The 18,644-nt window shown below is 40.4% G+C and carries 16 protein-coding genes and 1 pseudogene; 3 read left to right on the top strand and 14 right to left on the bottom strand.

All coding sequences use genetic code 11. The features are described from left to right. Nucleotides 1–62: 62 nt before the first annotated feature. Nucleotides 63–608: a GNAT family N-acetyltransferase gene (locus tag Q1B03_RS00585; RefSeq protein ID WP_299737035.1), complete on the bottom strand. Its 546-nt coding sequence runs from the start codon at nucleotides 606–608 to the stop codon at nucleotides 63–65. Between the two features lie 152 nt (nucleotides 609–760). Here Q1B03_RS00585 and Q1B03_RS00580 point away from each other — a divergent pair, with 152 nt between their 5' ends. Then, nucleotides 761–1,153, top strand: a complete 393-nt coding sequence (locus tag Q1B03_RS00580; RefSeq protein ID WP_299737033.1) for a hypothetical protein — start codon at nucleotides 761–763, stop codon at nucleotides 1,151–1,153. A gap of 39 nt (nucleotides 1,154–1,192) precedes the next feature. On the opposite strand, the gene Q1B03_RS00575 is transcribed toward Q1B03_RS00580, so the two are convergent. After that, nucleotides 1,193–2,206, bottom strand: a complete 1,014-nt coding sequence (locus tag Q1B03_RS00575) for a S66 peptidase family protein (protein WP_299737031.1) — start codon at nucleotides 2,204–2,206, stop codon at nucleotides 1,193–1,195. A gap of 261 nt (nucleotides 2,207–2,467) precedes the next feature. Between Q1B03_RS00575 and Q1B03_RS00570 the strand changes: the two genes are divergently transcribed. Next, entirely contained in the window at nucleotides 2,468–3,781 is a 1,314-nt protein-coding gene (locus tag Q1B03_RS00570) for a D-alanyl-D-alanine carboxypeptidase family protein (RefSeq protein ID WP_299737029.1), read from the top strand. A 105-nt stretch (nucleotides 3,782–3,886) separates the two neighbouring features. Next, on the top strand, nucleotides 3,887–4,279 hold the full coding sequence (locus Q1B03_RS00565) for an SET domain-containing protein (protein ID WP_299737027.1): 393 nt from the start codon (nucleotides 3,887–3,889) through the stop codon (nucleotides 4,277–4,279). Nucleotides 4,280–4,315: 36 nt separating this feature from the next. On the opposite strand, the gene Q1B03_RS00560 is transcribed toward Q1B03_RS00565, so the two are convergent. The 12 genes and pseudogenes from Q1B03_RS00560 to Q1B03_RS00505 all read right to left on the bottom strand — a co-directional run bounded on the left by Q1B03_RS00560 (nucleotide 4,316) and on the right by Q1B03_RS00505 (nucleotide 18,639). Further along, complete coding sequence (locus tag Q1B03_RS00560) at nucleotides 4,316–5,029, bottom strand: hypothetical protein (protein ID WP_299737025.1); 714 nt, start codon at nucleotides 5,027–5,029, stop codon at nucleotides 4,316–4,318. Nucleotides 5,030–5,352: 323 nt separating this feature from the next. Then, nucleotides 5,353–6,177, bottom strand: a complete 825-nt coding sequence (locus Q1B03_RS00555; RefSeq protein WP_299737022.1) for an EcsC family protein — start codon at nucleotides 6,175–6,177, stop codon at nucleotides 5,353–5,355. Nucleotides 6,178–6,249: 72 nt separating this feature from the next. Further along, entirely contained in the window at nucleotides 6,250–7,521 is a 1,272-nt protein-coding gene (locus Q1B03_RS00550) for a hemolysin family protein (protein WP_299737020.1), read from the bottom strand. Nucleotides 7,522–7,563: 42 nt separating this feature from the next. Beyond that, the gene (locus Q1B03_RS00545) at nucleotides 7,564–7,965 is read right to left on the bottom strand and encodes a MerR family transcriptional regulator (RefSeq protein ID WP_299739542.1); all 402 of its coding nucleotides are present in this window, start codon (nucleotides 7,963–7,965) and stop codon (nucleotides 7,564–7,566) included. A 195-nt stretch (nucleotides 7,966–8,160) separates the two neighbouring features. After that, on the bottom strand, nucleotides 8,161–8,643 hold the full coding sequence (locus Q1B03_RS00540; protein ID WP_299737018.1) for a YjdJ family protein: 483 nt from the start codon (nucleotides 8,641–8,643) through the stop codon (nucleotides 8,161–8,163). A 270-nt stretch (nucleotides 8,644–8,913) separates the two neighbouring features. Continuing rightward, a pseudogene (locus Q1B03_RS00535) lies at nucleotides 8,914–9,459 on the bottom strand (nucleotidyltransferase family protein). 257 nt (nucleotides 9,460–9,716) lie between these two features. Then, entirely contained in the window at nucleotides 9,717–9,881 is a 165-nt protein-coding gene (locus tag Q1B03_RS00530; protein WP_299737016.1) for a hypothetical protein, read from the bottom strand. Between the two features lie 72 nt (nucleotides 9,882–9,953). Beyond that, on the bottom strand, nucleotides 9,954–11,177 hold the full coding sequence (locus tag Q1B03_RS00525; RefSeq protein ID WP_299737014.1) for a type III PLP-dependent enzyme: 1,224 nt from the start codon (nucleotides 11,175–11,177) through the stop codon (nucleotides 9,954–9,956). Nucleotides 11,178–11,180: 3 nt separating this feature from the next. Further along, nucleotides 11,181–12,392 (bottom strand): MFS transporter, encoded by a 1,212-nt coding sequence (locus Q1B03_RS00520; RefSeq protein ID WP_299737012.1) that lies wholly within the window; start codon nucleotides 12,390–12,392, stop codon nucleotides 11,181–11,183. Nucleotides 12,393–12,394: 2 nt separating this feature from the next. Continuing rightward, nucleotides 12,395–14,380, bottom strand: coding sequence for an IucA/IucC family siderophore biosynthesis protein (locus tag Q1B03_RS00515; RefSeq protein WP_299737010.1), 1,986 nt, complete (start codon nucleotides 14,378–14,380; stop codon nucleotides 12,395–12,397). Then, nucleotides 14,367–16,262: an IucA/IucC family siderophore biosynthesis protein gene (locus tag Q1B03_RS00510; RefSeq protein ID WP_299737008.1), complete on the bottom strand. Its 1,896-nt coding sequence runs from the start codon at nucleotides 16,260–16,262 to the stop codon at nucleotides 14,367–14,369. Before Q1B03_RS00510 ends, Q1B03_RS00515 begins: the two co-directional genes overlap by 14 nt. Before the next feature lie 253 nt (nucleotides 16,263–16,515). Then, nucleotides 16,516–18,639, bottom strand: a complete 2,124-nt coding sequence (locus Q1B03_RS00505) for a penicillin-binding protein 2 (protein ID WP_299739540.1) — start codon at nucleotides 18,637–18,639, stop codon at nucleotides 16,516–16,518. Nucleotides 18,640–18,644: the final 5 nt, after the last annotated feature.

The following is an 18,644-nucleotide window of genomic DNA, read 5'->3' as shown; positions in this document are numbered from 1 at the left end:
CCGTTTTTATGTTTAATGTTTTCAACCCAGGGGATCTTTTAGTGGTTCTTGTACGGTCTGTTTCAAGACTTCTTCCACTCGTCTGCGAGCATCCCATATACAATGTGATCTACAAAATGATCGTAAATCCATTCTCTTTGCCTCAGCTTCCCTTCTTCCTTGAAACCAAGACGCTCTGGTATTGCTCGACTGCGATGGTTGAATTCTGCAGCGGTTATTTCGACTTTATTCATTTTTAAGTATTCAAATGCGTATTTCGTCAGTCCCCTTGCAACTGTCGTCATAATCCCTTTTCCTTGGTAGCCTTCACCTAGCCAATAGCCGATGTACGCCACTTTGTTCGACCAATCAAGAATGTTGAATCCTGCTACTCCTACAATTTCATTTTGATAAATGATGCCAGTAGCTAAGCTCTTATTATTCGCGAAGCCTATACGTGTACCTTTAATAAATTCCTTTGAATCATCAACCGATTTTGAGTAATCCACCCATGGAAGCCACTCGCGCAGATAGGATCTGGACTGATCAGTCAGTTCATGGATTCGTTCAGCATCCTGTATATCGAGAAGTCTTAATTCTAATTCGTCGTTTAGTTTATAGGTAAACATGTTGATTGCTCCTTTATCCTTTTTGAATGGTAACTTTATCTTGACCACCATTAGTCTTCTAGAAGCTGTAGGGAATTTCCTTTAATATATTGGAATTTGTTGGTCGATATACAAAGGTGTTTGATATAATACATAAGATTGGGGGCGCTGAAATGGATAAAATAAAACAAAATAAACTTATATATATCATGTTCTCCTTCACTTCTATGATTAATTTCCTAGTGTTTTGGTTAGACCCGAAATCCTACATGTATTTGGCCATCAGCCTTATCTTTTTTATGAATGCCTGCGTTTTCTTTATTAATAGCAGGGAACCGGGTAGCGACTACTGGAGACGTTGGGAAACCATTAGAGAAAAGGGTAAATGGTTCTTTTCAGTTGTACATGGGTCGTTGATTACTGGATTAATATTCTCAGTGATTCTGTATGTAGTGATTAGAGACTACCTTCCCCTTTTGCTTGCATGCTGTGTTGCAGGTGGATGGCTATGGGGATACATCATGTGGATGATGAATGAAAAGCGGTATAATGTTATGAAGAAGTAGGCAGAAAAAACGTCCTGGAGTGGGACGTTTTTTTATTGGTTATTTGAATGTTTGAATGACTTTTCCTTTTCCACCTGAGACTTCTACCTCTCCATATGCTCCATTGATAAAAGTAATTTGAGGAGGCTGATGGCCACAGTCAATATCATACACGATCGGAATCTGCAGCTCGTCTGATAGCTCTTGGTAGACATCTTCAATCGTATAATCACCAACAGGCGTATTGCTATCACTTCTTCCAAACAGAATTCCAGAAGAATGGTCGAACCAGCCAGCTAATTTCATCTGCACAAGTGAACGGCGCAGATCAGCGGTGTTTAATTCACAGTTTTCAAAATACCAGAGGATGGGTTCATTCTTTATATGCTTCTCTCTAAAATCTGCTATATTACCATAAGGGGTTCCGATCAAGTGCCTGATGACATCTATGCAGCCTCCGAGTAGACGGCCATTTACCTTAACATCTTGTTTCCCTGCAGCTTTCCAAACTGTTGGCTCTGTTAAGTGAAAAATTGTTGGAGAAGGCTTGTCGTGATTCCATTCTTTTTGGTAGTGCTGGGATGAATGCTGAATAACAGACGATCCTTCTTTCGTTGAGAGAACGGATTCCCATTGTGCCGTCGTTGGATCTGAGTATTCCCCCCTTAAATCAACAAGATTGGTTCCATGTGCAGTGGCGATTCCGGTTTTTAATGTTAGTGCCAGTAATAGCACACTCGTGTCGGAATAACCCAGCAGCCATTTCGGTTTGATATTTTCATATTCAATGAGGTCAAGGATCTCTATGAGTAGTTGACCGCCCCATGGTGGGATGATTAGGGAGATTTTTTCGTCCTGCATCATCTGGTTCAATTCTGTGGCTCTATCTTGGGCAGGGGAAGATTTCGCTTTATGCTGCGTCCATACAGTCTCTCCGCATTTTACGGAGTAGCCTTTACTCTCCATTTTAGTGATGGATTGCTTGAACATATCATGCAGTTCTTGAGGAACTCCTGATGAAGGAGCGGTCACGCCTATGGTTGCGTCTTTTTTTAGTAGTGGGTATGTGATCATAGTCTTTCCCTCCAAACGGTTTAGATGATTTTACCAGATTGGAAGATTTGGAGCAAGAATTATTTTCCAGTTACGAAAAGAGGGACGGACCTCTCCCTGCCACATCCTCCTATAAAATAAGGATTCTCCAAAAAGAAAGGTCCGTCCCTCATTTTTACAATAATATGAACGATTTGAAAAGGTTTTGGGGTTTGGGGGCGTTTATGTGGTTTGTGTGGTAAAATAATTTGGTTGTGTAAACTAGGTTGTGGAGGTATTGGTTTGAAGAAGAATGCGATGAAGCGAAGCCTATCGGTTTTGATGATATCCTTTATGGCTATGACGCCTTTTCAGCAAACGGCGCATGGTAAGACAAATTTAGATATAAATGCAGATGCTGCGATTTTAGTGGAAGCAGATACAGGTAAGATTGTGTATAAGGAACACGAAGATCAGCTCCTCGGGATTGCCAGCATGACGAAGATGATGACAGAATACCTTGTGTTAGAAGCCATTCAAGAAGGAAAAATAAAATGGGATGAAACGTATAAAGTAAGCGACAAAGTCTATCAATTAGCGAATGCACCTGGACTGAGTAATGTCCCCTTAAGAGCGGACGAAAAGTATACGGTAAGGGAATTGTATGATGCCATGGTGATCAAATCTGGAAATGGTGCAGCGATTGCTCTTTCCGAAGTTGTAGCAGGTTCCGAAGGTGAATTTGTAAAGAGGATGAATGCAAAGGCGAAGGAACTCGGCTTTGAAAATTATCAATTTGTTAATTCTTCCGGTCTAAGTAACTATGATATGCTCGGCATGTTTCCAAAAGGAACCGATGTGAATGATGAAAACATGGTATCGGCTGAAGATATGGCCACTTTGGCGTATTACCTCATTCATGATTTTCCGGAAGTATTGGAGACATCAGGTCTCTCTTCCAAAGTATTTAGACCGGGTACAGATGAAGAGCTGGTCATGAAAAACACAAATGGCCTTTTAAAAGAGAAAGCATATTATTACAAAGGTGCAGATGGTTTAAAGACAGGAACCACTCCCTTTGCCGGTTCCACTTTTACAGGGACAGCAGAGCGTGATGGAGTCCGATATATTTCCGTTATTTTAGATGCTAAGGATGAATATGGACAGCCTAGCAGTGCAGAGCGTTTTACTCAAACGACAGAACTGCTGGATTACGGATTTAATGAATTTGAAACGGTGAAGTACAGCTTAAATGATATTGAAAAGAAAAAGGAACATACCTTAAACGTTCCAGATGGTAAAGAACAAGAAGTTGTGATTAAAATAGACAAGCCCCTCTCCATTCGAGTAAACAAAGAGGATTTAGACAAAATTGAAACTTCATTGAATTTAGACGAAAATAAGCTAAACAAAGATGGTTCACTCCAAGCTCCGATTGAAAAAGGAGAAAAAATTGGAGAGTTGAGAATTGAGAATCCAAATAAAGAAGAATATATTTTAGATGAAAAACGTCAATCCTATAAAGTGGATGTTATTGCAGCTGAATCAGTTGATAAGGCAAGCTGGCTTGTACGTAGTGCACGTAGCATTCAAGAGTTCATTGGTAATTTATTTTAAGGAAGTAGTCGACTTCTTATAGAGCTGTTAAAGATTTAGTGTTGCTTTTCTATCCAGTTCGTGTCAAGCTTACTAAGTTAAAGGATTAAGAAAGAAGGTGGCCTAATGATCGAAGTGAAAATATCATCTCTTAGTGACGGTGATCTTAATCGCGGCGTTTTTGCAAAAAGAGATATAGCCAAAGGAGAGCTGGTTCATGAAGCACCAGTCATCCCCTATCCCAATGAGGAACATGAACATATTGAAAAAACCTTCCTGGCGGATTATGTATTTGAATACGGAATCAATCACACAGCACTTCTCTTAGGATACGGAATGTTGTTTAACCATTCATATACACCAAATACAACTTACGAGATAAATTTCGATAACCATACCTTCGACTTTTATGCCTACAAAGACATTCAAGCTGGCGAAGAATTGCTCATTAATTATAATGGCGAAGTGGATAATGATGAACCGCTTTGGTTTAATAAAGATAAGAACGAAGAGGAATAAGATGAAAGGGACTTCCAATTGGAGGTCCCTTTTGCCTTACTGACTAATGATTTTCAAGAATTCAGGTTCTGGTTTCATTAGTTTTGTACCTTTATCTGATTTCAAATAGATTTCTTTATCTCCTTCGTAAAGGACTTCAACTTTTATATCATCAAACTGATAAGTTTTCTTATTGGAACGCGGTTCGGTTGATTGATCATCCCAATCAATGCCATCATTAATATAATCCATTAAAGACAGAATGATCTCCTTATCGTTAATTGCCCGGCAGGATTCATTACCAGAATCAATATAAACGCATGCGCTTTTGGGAGGCACATCTATCCAAACAGATGACTGATAAATAGGGTGTTTGTCAAATATGACTTCTGTATAGTCTTCCCCTTGATTAAAATGGGATGAGATAGATAATTCTCCATCAAATCCTTCTTTTCTCCATGTAGAATAAAAGCCGCCCCAATCATTTTCAGCATCCTGATCATCAAGAGCTGAACCTAATTCACTTACCTCCCAACCCAATTTTGGAAGTTCATCGAGATAAAAATCATAAATACCAACCCAATGATCGCCATTCATTTTATAATCGCTCATTGTCTGTTCCAAGCCTTCATATAAAGGTATATCTTCATGTTCTTCAGGAATGATCGTCATACCCTCATAGGTGCGGTCAGGCACCTTCTGGTAGAAATACCAACTAGGGATCACAAGGGAAAGCAAGATAAGATAAAAAAACCACTTTTTATTTTTCATTGGAACCTCCTTGAAGAACTATCATTTTAGATTTGCTGGATATATGAAGTACAGGAGAAACATCTCTTTGCTCTTTCACAAACATATAAGCCAAATAAAACCACTCCACTTCAGGAATTAGTCTCCTCCCCCAATTTCTCAAAATATCTTCAACTATCGTATAACCATTTATATTCATAACCAAATAAGCATCCCCAAGTATTTCTCTTATCTTAGTATAAATTTCCAGTAAAATGACATCCAAAAAAAATCAGAGGGACGGACCTCTGATCTGCATTCATCATGTAAAAAGATATTGATATTTAGCCTTTTCACCAGAAAGATTAAATTTCAGAGGTCCGTCCCTCTTCAATCTTCTCCAGGATCCGTCTTTTACGGTAGAGCATACGGCCGGCTTCTCCTATGTCTGCGATCATGGATTTGTTGATGAAGGAGCCAAAGAGGATTCCTGCGATGGGAATCATTTGGAATAGTTTTTTCCAGCCGAAGTTGTCACGGAAGCTGGTCATAACTTCCCTCCAGCCTTGAAGCTGGGATAGGGTTTGTTCTCTCTTCTGCATATCCTTTTTGTTAAAGTCCGATAGTTCCTGAAGGATTGCTTGCTTCCCGACAATATCCGAAGAAACGAATTGTAAGCATTTAATTATGAAAATACGCTCCTGCTGATCATTCGGATCGTACCCGTAACATATGGCAATCTCCTGAAGAGTCTTAAGGGATATGCCGAGGATGAAAGGAATATCAATACTTAGCGTCAGGAAACCACCGATGCCGGTAGTCGCCCCCTGGGTCATTGCAACCTTCTTTCTCATGTCCACTATCCCTCCGCTTACTTCATCCATTTCTGTAAGGGGCAGCTTGGAAATATCACTTACAATTAAATGAGGGTTGGCTGTTTTCTTAGTAAATCGCTTAACGACTTCTTTCTCACTTGTAAGGTAGCTTCCGCCTTTTTGTATGTAGCTTCCTATTTCATCCAGTGCTTGTCCGATCTTGTTATGTACCATTTGAGGAGTGATCCGGTCCAGGATCATAAAGGGAATACGGCCGAGCTTCTCCCAAAACCATAACCCTTTTTGATCATCAGCCCATTTATTTACCACTTCCAGTTCCCGTAAAAGAGCTTCCCTTGTTTCTGTTTCATGCATATAACAGCCTCCTCCTTCTATCAATAATGAACCAAAAAAATAACAGGCAATGAAGAGCCTGTTATTTCCTGCTTACTGAACAATATCTTCGGTTTTTTCTTCTAGTATTTCAACTTTAATCGTACGTACCCGGCGGTTATCCACTTCTTCTACGCTCACTTTTAAGTTTTCATAGTCGAAGCTGTCACCTTCTGATGGAAGATCTTCAAAGCTTTCAACGACCCATCCACCAAGGGTATGATAAGAACTTTCGGGCTCTGGTACATCAAGTAACTCTGTAAATTCATCCAATTGATATTGCGAATCGAATGTATATTCTTTATCGCTGATTTTTCTCATGGAATGTGTTTTTTCATCTTGCTCATCCCAGATTTCCCCTACAATTTCTTCCAAAATATCTTCAAGGGTGATGATTCCGGTTGTTCCACCAAACTCATCTACTACAATGGCCATATGCACATTGTTCTTTTGAAGCTTAGTAAGAAGGGAAGAAATTTTGACAGATTCAAAAATAAACATTGGTTCACGAATCAGTTCCCGGATGTTTACTTCACCGAATTTGATCAAGTGTGTAAAAAACTCTTTCTCTGAAAGAATTCCGATCACATTATCAATATGATCCTCGTAAACGGGAATTCGTGAAAATCGCTCTTCAAAGAACATTTCCTTAATTTCTTCAATCGGTTGATTCACTTCAACAGCCTTGACATCGATCCGTGGTGTCAGGACTTCGGTTGCAAGGATATCATCAAAGTCCATCGAGCGGTGAATCAATTCTCTTTCCTCTTTATCGATGACTCCTTCTTCTTCACTAATATCAAGCATCACTTTTAATTCTTCCTCTGTGACAGAAGGCATCTCGTGATTTTTCGAGAAGAACTTCGATACCAACTCTTTTAATTTGATAAAAAAGAAGTTGATCGGTGTTAGGACTTTTATTAAGAAGAACAGCACGCCGGATATGGTCAGGGAATAGGTTTCAGCATTTTCTTTTGCCAATGATTTAGGCAGTATTTCTCCGAAAATCAGAATTAACAATGTCATGACAAACGTACTGATGACAAGGCCCGTGTTACCTCCAAAAATATCTGTCGCAAGCTTTGCTGAGATACTGGCTGCAGCGATGTTCACGATGTTATTTCCGACTAATATCGTGGACAGTGCTTTATCAAAATTCTCTGCAATATAATGCGCTTTGATGCTTCCTCTTCTTCCTTCACTTACGAAATTCTTAAGTCTGATCTTGTTCACGCTGGAGTATGCCGTTTCCGCCGATGAGAAAAAGGCAGATAAAAGAATTAATGCTCCTAATAATACTAATGAATTCAGTGGTATATCGTCCAAAAAAAAGTCACTCTCCTGTAGTTGTTTATCTATTATGCTGGTTTAACCAGAAAAAACCATTAATGTTTGGAATAAGGCCAAAGCCTGTGGGGAAACTTGTTTTAACATGCGCTTACGGTCCTCATCCCCCAATGTATCCATTGCCTGCAGGACCTCATGCAATTCATTATGCAAATGCTTCATTTCATTTCGTATATGCTTCACTTGATTTTCAAGTAAAGATTGATCTACCTGCTCGGATTTCAACAAAATCAAACGATCTTTGATTTCATGCAATGTCATATTCATCTGCTGACACTGTTCAATCAGCTTCAAGTCGGCTAATGTCTCTTCATTATAATACCGGTAATTATTGTTTGACCGGTCGCATTTTAATAAACCCATTTTCGTGTAATAATCAATGGTCCGCTTGGACACTTCACTTATCTTCGATAGCTCGCCTATTCGATATGATTTCCCAAGTTATCACCTCTAGAGTAGTATACTGCATTTTGATAAAACCGTACAGTTAAACGTTACGGTTTAGGGACGGACCTCAAAATATGACCTGCTTTTAGAGTGAAGTTGCTAAATTTCAAGGGATTTAACATGAAATATGGTCAAATTGAGGTCCGTCCCTCTATTTGATATGGATCCCTCTTAATTTTGATTGAAATGGCTTTTCATTTGTATATATGGCAATAAGTGAAGGACGCTCGCGACCACTATCATAAATAGTCCAACTGAAAGAAATAACCAAAATAAAATATTCCCTCCTGCAGTAGGGGAAGAGGAGATGATGAAACTTACCGAAAGGTCGATCACACCAAGGAGTGCTAGGAAAATCCGGAAACCTGATTGTTTAAATAACCGAAATCCGATCAGAATTGAAAGATAACTGGCACTGATTATCATCATGCCAGGGTAGAGTGGCGAAAACTTGGCAGCATAAACAAAGAAATCAAGGGCTACAATATCATACGAACTTTGAACACTGTGATGAATCATTTCACTGAACGGAGCCGAATACCTCCATTCCCAAGAGTTATCCAACAAAGCACTCCCTTCATACCAGGAGACCAAAGACGCAAATCCCAGTACAACCAACCCAATCCCTACTTGTGACCAATACCTAATCGACATAACTTTCTCCTTTTCTAGGCGGGACGGACCTCAAAAAACGCTCTGTTTTCAAGATGAAAAACGTTTAATATCGAGGATTTCCCCCTGTAATTGAATTCTTATAAGCGATATGTAACAGAATGACCAATGTGACCGCTTGAAAGATATCAAGCTATGAACAGTACTATGAAGGTCACTCCAACTGATAAACTTTAAATAGCAAAAAAGAAAGTGAATAGTAACTCATATGTAATAACCTACTACATCAAATCTCCTTTTAAGGAAGAAAATTCACTCTTGCTTCACTTCCCACAAAAATCCATTGGTACCATGGATTTTCACTTTCGGCCACTTCGTATTCCAATCCTTTTCCAGCAACCTTTTTTTATATATAGAGGCCAATGCCTCTTTTTCTGTAAAAGGTGGAGTCGGCTTTATTTGTAGGGAAAGTAAATCTTGTATCCCCCAGGGTGCTGCTAAAATAAGGTCATTATTCTTGTTCAATGTCAATGCAATGGAGGTAGCAGTTTCTGAGAAACGAGATACAGCATCAATCGCTGAGCTATAGGGTGCTTCTTCATTTATAATATGCATCCTGGCCTGGTTTTTCACGGACCACGGTTCGACAGGTGTTTTCTCCTTCAATTTGGATTCCAGCTACTTTTCGAAATGTTCATCTGTATTTGAAGCATCAAAATACACGACATCAATATCCGGCAAGTCCGTTTTATACGAATACCCGTGCAGTGTATCCCACACCTTCGTCCTTACAAACCCAGCACAGATCCACCAGTCGGGCAGATGAAGGGATTGTGCGGTTTCAAGGATACTCATCATCTATGAATCATTTCTCACTAAATCAAAAATGTCCTGTTCAGATTTGATCACGGTCTTCTCCCCTTTGTTCTTTTGGTATACCATTGAAGACATTCCCCTGAATGAATTCACGGGTCTGACTTGAACGGTTTTAACTTATTTTACCATGAAAAACGGGATCAAAAGGATTTTTTCTGATTTGCTATTCAGCTCATTCAACCAGTGGGTATTGGTTGTCAAAATAAAAATGCCAGGAAGCTATTCCTGACATTTTCTTATCATTGCCCCCCGGTAAACCAACTGCTTGCTTTCACACGTTCTTCTTCCTGCAGTTGTCTTTCGTTATGATCTCCTGCTTCAAATGTATTTTGAGAGAATTTACGTCTGAGAATCCCACTTACTATACCGAATCCAACGGCAATGAAAATTATCCACCATAGCATCCGCTTCACTCCTATCCTTGAAAGATCTTTTTCTATATATACGGATGAACATAGGAAAAAGTTTCATGTTTTTTAAAAATCAACCTTGTCCAGGTGCTCTTCCAAGTAATGAAATTCAGGATGGGGATGCGATAAGAAATCATGATGAGAGATGGTCCATCCATACGCTCCTGCCATCGAAAATACGATTAAGTCTCCGGCTTTCAATCTTTCTACGTAACCCTTTCGGATTAGGACATCATTGGGGGTACATAACTCACCGGAAACGGTAACGTGTTCTTCCCTTATCTCTGGTCTGGGCAGTGGTTCATCAAACCATATGTCCACTGGATAAATCGTATGGGGATGACTCATTTTCCACGCTGCAGGCAATCGTAAATGATGAGTCCCTCCTCTTATCAGTGCAAAATGCTCACCATGATTTCGCTTAACATCCATTACTTCTGCCACATAGTATCCGCAATCACCTACCATATATCTGCCAAGTTCCAATATCAGCTGGATTCCCTCATGAGTAAATAAAGCTTCCATTTGCTGCAAACCATTCGCGAAGGCTTCCCAATCAAATGGCTCTTCTGGGTTTTGGTAGTTTATTCCAATTCCTCCACCTGCGTTCAATGTAGTGGCAGAAGGTAATGAAAACACAGCCTTCCACTCCACTATCTTCTTCAGGCAGGATTGTATGAATTCCAGGTGATCCCGGGCATCGAGATTATTACTCATCGCATGAAAGTGAAAGCCTTTTATTTCAAGGTAAGGATAGTCTGACAGTTCATTTAATAGAGTAGGAATCCTTTCTTCTTCTATTCCGAATTGAGTCGGAACCCCAGTCATTTTATGAGAGCTCCTGGCCACCTGATAGGTACTGTTTACACGAATGAGGACAGGAAGCTTTTCTCCTGTAACGGATCCTAAGCGGTTCAACCGATGCATGTCCCGTTCGCTTTCTATATTCATACAGTGAAGATTTCCCTTGGATAGATACTCTAGTTCACTATCTTTTTTTGCAGGTGCCCCAAAGATAATGGGCTTATCAGTGTGATCCAGGATCTTGACGAGTTCCCCTTCTGAAGCTGTGTCGAATCCATCAATGTACCCTTCCAAAGCCTGTATGATTTTCATGTCGGGATTTGCTTTGACCGCATAAAATAAGGAACAGTAAGAAGGCAATGACTCTCTCAGATGTTGAACATGTTTCTTTAATTTGTAAATGTCATAGATATAGGCACATATGGGATCTTCTTTTCTATTGCTAAGAAGTAATGGTAGATATGCGCTGACGGTTTTAGAAATCATAGATTACTCCTTCCATAAACTTCGATTACTGCGGACAACGACGATGGTGAATAGGATGGTTCCGATTCCCATTGAAAGTCCGGCCGTGTAAGCATCAAATGAACTGGCGATAAACCCGATCAGGATGGCCCCGAGGGGAATGTAGCCCCTGTCCATCAGGGCAATGCCCAATACCCTGCCCCTAAACTCATCTGCCACCTTCACCTGGATAAGAATTCTGCTTAACGTTCTGTAATATTGACTTGCGAATCCCACTAAGAACATAAAGCCCAGAGCTATAAAATAATAACGACTCATCACTGTAAATAAGAGTAAGGTTGCTCCGAAGGCAAGTGAGGACAAAATCAGCCAACGCCCTCCCATCCTCGGTTGTCGGAATGTCAAGATCCCAGTAGCTGCGATCGCACCTGCAGAAGAAATGGAAAGTAACAATCCAAAACCCGCTGGACCGAGACCCATCAACTCTTTCGATAGAATGGGAAGCATTGTCGTATAGGGAAAACCGAAAATCATTGGAGCTACAGCCACTAACATGATACCCAGTATTCCGGGTTTCCCTTTTATGTAATGGAAGGTTTCACTTAATGATTTCTTCCCTTGCGTTTCTCTCTTCCCTTTAACCCGTTGAGGAGCGGGAATGGTCATTAATGATAAAATGACCAGGAGTGTCCCAAACGAGACTCCGATCATCACATCTCCAGCCGTGAAATACCCTAGGAGAACACCTGCAAACGCTGGACCAATCATTCTTGCAACGTTGATACACGTCGTTTGTATGGTAATGGCACTACCCAGCATTTCAATAGGAACGATATCAGACAACAGGGCATTACGAATCGGCACTTCGTAACTCATGAAAATGGACCGTATTGTTACGGCGAAGAGTAATAAGTAGAACGATGCTTGTAGCCCAATTATTACAGCAATTGAAATGGTAGATAGAAAGATTCCACTATATAGGATGAGAAGTAAGTTTCGTCGATTATATTTGTCGGCTGCCACTCCTGCTGATACGGAAAAAAGGAAAACGGGCAGCAGCCTGCATGCATTCACAATTCCTAGCGCTACTGCTGAATGGGTCCATTCGTACACAATCCAGTTGAGGATGGTCAGATCCATCCAATCTGTCGTTCGTACAAAGAAGCTCCCGTACAAGAAGCGTCGGAAAGGTCGTGATTTTAACGCGAAATGTTGTTGAACAGGAAAAGAATTCACTTTCAGCTCTCTTCTTTTCCTAATGGATTGACAACTTGACTGTATAGGTATCCTTCTGAAGGGCTCATTCTCATCCTGGTTAATGCTTTATGCTTTACTTCTTTCTGATATAAAAATGCTCTGTCTTCTTCTACATTGCCGGAAACTGTCTGGGAAAGTGATGTAAATGTATTTTCACAAGCCGTTTTTACCAACGCCCAGAACTCACCTTCATAGACACCTGAAGCTTCTACAAGAAGACGGATGATCTCCCCAAAGTGGCTTTGGAAAATCGTGTAGTGGGCTTTTGAGTACATTTCTTCTATATGGTCTGTCATCGTGATACTGCCTGGATGAAAGGCCGGAAATAGATGTTGAGCATCTAATCTCTTTTTGAAGATTCTTGCACCTCCCCAATCCCGGAAGTAAAAGCGCACAGGTTTACCGTTTTTGAACACAGGGAGACTATTCTGCAAATGACCTTCCAACGCAACTCCATATTTTGTCAAGAAGGTGAGGAAACCTGGTATAGTAACAGATAAATAGTCTTTAAAAAATGACTTGGCTCCTCTTTCTTTAGATAATTTCTGATGCTCGCAATATTCATCCAACAGTTCAGCCAGAATGGTGCGATTGGAAAAAGGTGAGATGGCGTATAAACTGCTCCCGGTGATCATCACTTCCTGTTCATCCAGATCCTCTTCCCGATTTTCTCTTATGACGACGGTCAGATTTCTCCTTTGATCATTCCTTTCTGATTTAAATGTGTACCCTGCTATTTCATTTAGTGGAAGAAAAGAAGAAGTCAACTCTCTTTCTTCATTTAATATTTCACTCATCATATTCGTGAAAACCGTACTGTTTAAGGCAGTCTGACTTGAGATCGATCTTACAGTGGAAGTCATCTGACTATTGACAGCCAGTTTAACAAACCGAGTGGTGTTATTCTGAGGCAGGACAGTGCGAAATGATGAAGTCGCCTCACATACGACTGATAAAGTTTCAATCGGGATGATAATCCCCTTCTTAATTTCTGTTTGATAAAGTGGATATAAAGCATGTTTGTACTGCCATTCGTGAATAGGCAAAAGCTGATAGTTATTGAGATTGAGTTTATTATTTATCATAAATGCATGGTAGGATGGCATAATCTCTGAAAACGTTTCTTCTATTATATTGGGCTCGGCTTCCGTCATTTCAACCCATTCTTTCTTAACAGCGACAAAGCAAATCTTAAACGTTTGATGAAATTCCGGCGAATACGTGGCTACATGCTCAGGTGACATGCCCGTTTTGGTTTTTGAACCAGGATGTAAGTGATGTCCTTCTAAACTCAGCTGCTCATAGAATGAAAGCGGGCTCCAGAGGGGGTCATCCTGTTTCTTCCTTCTAACATATTCCAGGGAAGACGTGCAAGGGGATTCACCCATTTCTTTCTTCAGGCTCTCTATCCATTGGGCATTCATGGCATATCCGAGGGATTGATTAGCCGTTCCATTATCAAGTTCTTGCCTAAGTTTAAATCCCTCATCAGAAAGCTCTAAAAGAGAAATCAGTTCACTTGCCGTCTTTACTTTCCCATGGGAATCTCTCGAGATCCATAAAACATCCCCTTCAAGAGTGACTCTTCGAAAGGCGAGTTCATCCCTGATTGGGAACAGAATCATGTACTCCTCAAAAGACTTCATTCTATATGAAAGATCCTCCCTTAATTCTACAGTTTGAAGCTGATGCAAAAAGGGCTCCCACTTTTTATACACTTTCAAAAGGCTTGTGACATAAACTGAACCTATCTTCTTCAGTTGAACAGAATCAGAGTATAGTGAGTTCACGTCTTCTCTTAATAAAGAGGCGGCAAGCTTGTTCAGGATCGTCTGTCTCCCTTTATCCAGATGCTCTTTATAGTAGGCAACCAAATGGGGTTGTTTCTCTTTCAGGTAGTTCAGGCATTGAGTTTCTTCGCCTAGAAACTGACTTTCTGCTAATGGATGATTTTTATACAGTTTCAATGGTATTCTCCTTTCCTCCTTGAATTAATGGATTAGGAGCCGAAACATACATATTTTCTGTGATCGTATCGGATAATCTCATTTTTATCAGTGACTTTAAATACGTTCTTGTACTGTATAATTCTTGTTCAAAATGAGCTGCATTTTCTTTGTGAAGCTCTTGGCTTTTTAAGTCATCCATGGTGAATTGAATGACATCAGAAACCTGTTGCCATAGAAGAGTTTCAGAAATCTTTAGCTCTTTGGTTATTCTCACGATGATTTCTCCTAAGTGATTATGAATGACGGCATGTGAGAACATTTTATATAGATCTAATGGTTCTGTCGTGAGTAAGTTGGTTTCGTTGCTGATTCTCCCTTTTTCGATAAACGTCCGAGTCCGATCTTCTAAAATACGAATGCCTCCATTGTCACGAATCGATAGTTTCGTCGGAGTCCCATTTTCGAAAATAATGAGTGCATTTTGGAGATGTGCTTCCAGACTGATTCCATACTTTACGATCAAGCTTATGAGACCAGGGGTCAAAGTACTTGCGTATTTTTGAATGAAGCGAGCAGCTGCATTCTCTGTAGAAATCCTTTGTCTCTTTGACCATTCTTCAATAAGTTCCACAACCAACACCTTCCCGGTTACTGGCGAGGTGTTTATGAGTGAGGCTCCTGGAACAGCAATTTCCTCGTTCGTTAGATTCTTTTCTGGATTTTCTCTTATTAGAGCAGATAGGTTTTTTTCTAAATTTAGCGACGCTCCCTTTTGAAGGGATTGGTAATGCCCTCCACTGCTTTCAGATAGAAAGTTAATTTTATTCCTTATCTCCAAGTCGTGTTTGGAGATGGTATCCAACATTTCTGATATAACAGGTCCGTTCCTGACGGATGTCGGTGAAACGATTCTTTTGGCACTCGTCATTTGAACATTGAGTGCTGTTTTAATGTGATGATGTGTCCGATTATTTGGCGCTAATGATCGGAACGAAATCAGTGGCTGATAGGGAATCGCTGTGTCGATCGGGATCAGCAATTTCTGTTTCAATTCTGTTCTGTAATGTTTTTTTACAGTGTGTTCGAATTGCCATGGGTGAACGGGAATGAGCTCGTATTCATCGGGTACCAGGTGAAGTCGGGTTATATTCCCCTTGAATGCTTCTTCCAGGTATGGATAATCTTTCAATAATACGTCTGTCATGGAAGGTCCATCGGTTATTTTGGAGAATGACGATATGCTTTTATGGATAGCAAGGGGAATGATATCCACCTTATTTCCCCATTCTGGAGCGTACATCATCACTTCATTTTTCGATAAACCAAGTCTTGTCTTTGAACAAGGGTGGAGGGTATGCCCTTCTATGACCATTTGTTCTAAAAACGTCAATGGACTGAATGATGCGTTTGAAGATTGTCCTTGCTGTAAATACCTAAGGGTACTCACTGCTATGCTCCCTCCCCGTCTCAACTTCTCAGCAGTTAAAGCTAAAGCATCATTCGTGACACTGTTTTCCAGTTCGATTTTAAGTTGCTTCAGATTACCAGATTCAGAGGTCCGTCCCTCGATCAATTCCTCTATTAACTGAGAAGGAGTATTGATTGAATGGACAGTGTTTTCTTTTTCTATAGTAATGGGATCTTCAATATCCATGTGTCCAAGTGCATAGGTATGCTTTATGGGAACCTTGATTATTATGTTGTGTGAGGGTTTTATGTATAGTAATTTTACGTCATTGGTTGACGTTTCCTCCGTGTAGTCGATTACCTTTTCTCGAACGATCGCTTGAACCAGTTTGTGAAGAATGCGTTTTTGAGAAATTGGTAACTTTTCTTTGAGTATTTTTTGCACATCGGTCTCTTTTATAAAAATTCGCTGATGTGAGGACAGAGTGGTCATCTGTGCTCCTCCTTTTTTTAGTGAGAATCGTTTTCAATTACAAAGTTTAAATGAAAATGATTCTCATCGTCAATCTAATATACGGAAATAAGGAAATAGTCCCTTAGCGTGAAATGACCTTTTGAGTGATTGCTTCATAATCGCCCTTCAAGTTATGCAGATTGGAGGAGTTTTAGAACGTAGGTTAGAGAGGACTATCATTTGATATAAAATTAAAAACGCAACCCTTTTCTGCAAAGGGTTGCGCTTTTATTTATTCCGCTTCTGTTTCTTGTTCTTCCGTTTCTTCAAGCTGATCAGCATTACGGACTTCTTCTTCTGTTGATGAGTCGAAGTATCCGTCTTTTTCGTATTGCTTTTTCAGCTCGAAGTATTTGTCCATTGCCCGTTTGGCGATGGTTTTATTTACGTATGGATCTTTGTTCTGGTGTGAATATGGTAATACGACTGAAAAGGCTACTTCCGGGTTGTTGTATGGGGCATAGCCGATTAATGTGGTATTGAATGTTTCGTATTGTCTTTTTTCTTCCGGGCTATAATAGAATGCTTCTGCCGTTCCTGATTTTGCTGCAGCGTCATAAGCTGCATTTCTAAAGTTAGTCGCAGTACCATTACTTCCGTGAGTGACTTGATAAAACCCTCTTTGGACCTGCTGTATCTCTCTTTCCGTTGCATCTATCCTGTTTAAAACTTTAGATTGGTTTTCATAGAGAAGAGGCCCTACTTTCCCTCTTTCCCGACTGGGTTCGCGGATTTGCTTCATGATATGAGGCTGCATCCGGTAGCCGCCATTTGCAATGGTGGAAGCGTATTGAACCAGCTGCATGGGCGTGTACAAATCGTACTGACCAATGGCAAAGTCCATGAGTTTACCTGGAATTCTCTCTGTCCCTCTTAATCCTTCAACTTCTCCTGGAAGGTCAATTCCTGTTTTAACACCCAAACCAAACTGGCTGTAGTAATTTCTCATAATATCAAATGCTTCTGGATTTATATTCATTGGTTGATCACGACGATAAGTGGCATCAGCTATTTTAAATGCCGTCTTAAACATATAAACGTTGGATGAAATTTCTAGAGCACCGATATCACTCAAGTATCTTGAACCACTAAACCACGATTTCTTGACTTTCGTTCCCTTTATTTTAATCGGCTCATCATAAAGTACTTCCCCAACATTCAACGCTCCAGTCATATACCCCGTCAACACAGTAGCACCCTTAACAGCAGAGCCCACCCCATATTCCGAAGTGAAAGTCCCTAGAGCATAATCCTGCATCTCCGTCTTGCCATCAGCATTTTTGCCATATTTCTTTCCAACCATGGAAAGGATTTCCCCAGTGTGTGGATCCATCATGACAACAAAAGCACGATCCAGGAATGGAGACTCCCAGTATTGGGAGGCCTGTTTGCTTAGCTCTTCTTCAACGATTTTTTCAATCTCTTTCTGCAACTGAAGATCGATGGTTAATACTACGTCTTTTCCACTATGCCCTTCGCTGACGAGTTGTGTATCAAGGACGCTTCCATTTTTCGTGATATATTCGATTTCTTCCTTCTGACCTTTTAGGACGTTTTCATACTGTGATTCGAAATAACTGGTTCCAACACGGTCGTTAAGTGCATATCCCTGAGCTTTGTATTCATTGACAAGCTCACTTGGCAGCCCCTGTTGCGATGTCGAGACTCTTCCTAGAATCGTTCTCAACGTGCTATCATTCACATATTTTCTTTCCCAGTCCGTGGTAACATTCACGCCAGGCAATTCTGACAGGCGTTCACTGACTCTCGCCATTTCTTCCATGGAGACATCTTTATTTTTGATGATTTGAGGAGTGAGGGCATAGCCGGTATTGAACTCGCGGAATATGGCCAGGACTTCCTCTTCTTGTTTGGTGAAAGATTTGATATCCTTTTCGGTGATCCGTTCCAGCTGCATTTCGTATACCTTTTTATTCACATCATCTTTTGTAAGATCTTCATCGTCTTCCAGTTTCTTCAATTCATCTTCTGAAACAAGTTTTTCTGCTTTATCTGGATGACTCAGAAGCCAGAAATCCTGCCGATCCCGATCAGTGATTTTGTCTGTTTTCATTTCGATTAACTCTGCCAGATTTCTTGCTACTTTCAGCATATCCTCGGGCTTCGTCGTTTGTGTTCTGGTATAGGTGATTGCGTTTAAAGGTACATTGTCCACGATTACATTCCGATACCGATCATAGACTTTCCCCCTAGGTGGTGTACCATTATGGGATTTCACATTTTCCGTTCTCGCCACTTCTGCTTCATAATGGTTCCCCTGCACGATTTGCACAATCCCAAGACGAAGAATCAGAAGTGAAAATAGAAAAAAGACCGAAATAAACAGTAGATTCATTCTCA

The organism is uncultured Rossellomorea sp. (assembly GCF_947488365.1).
In the GTDB taxonomy this organism is placed as follows: domain Bacteria; phylum Bacillota; class Bacilli; order Bacillales; family Bacillaceae_B; genus Rossellomorea.
This window is presented reverse-complemented; position numbering and strand designations above follow the sequence as displayed.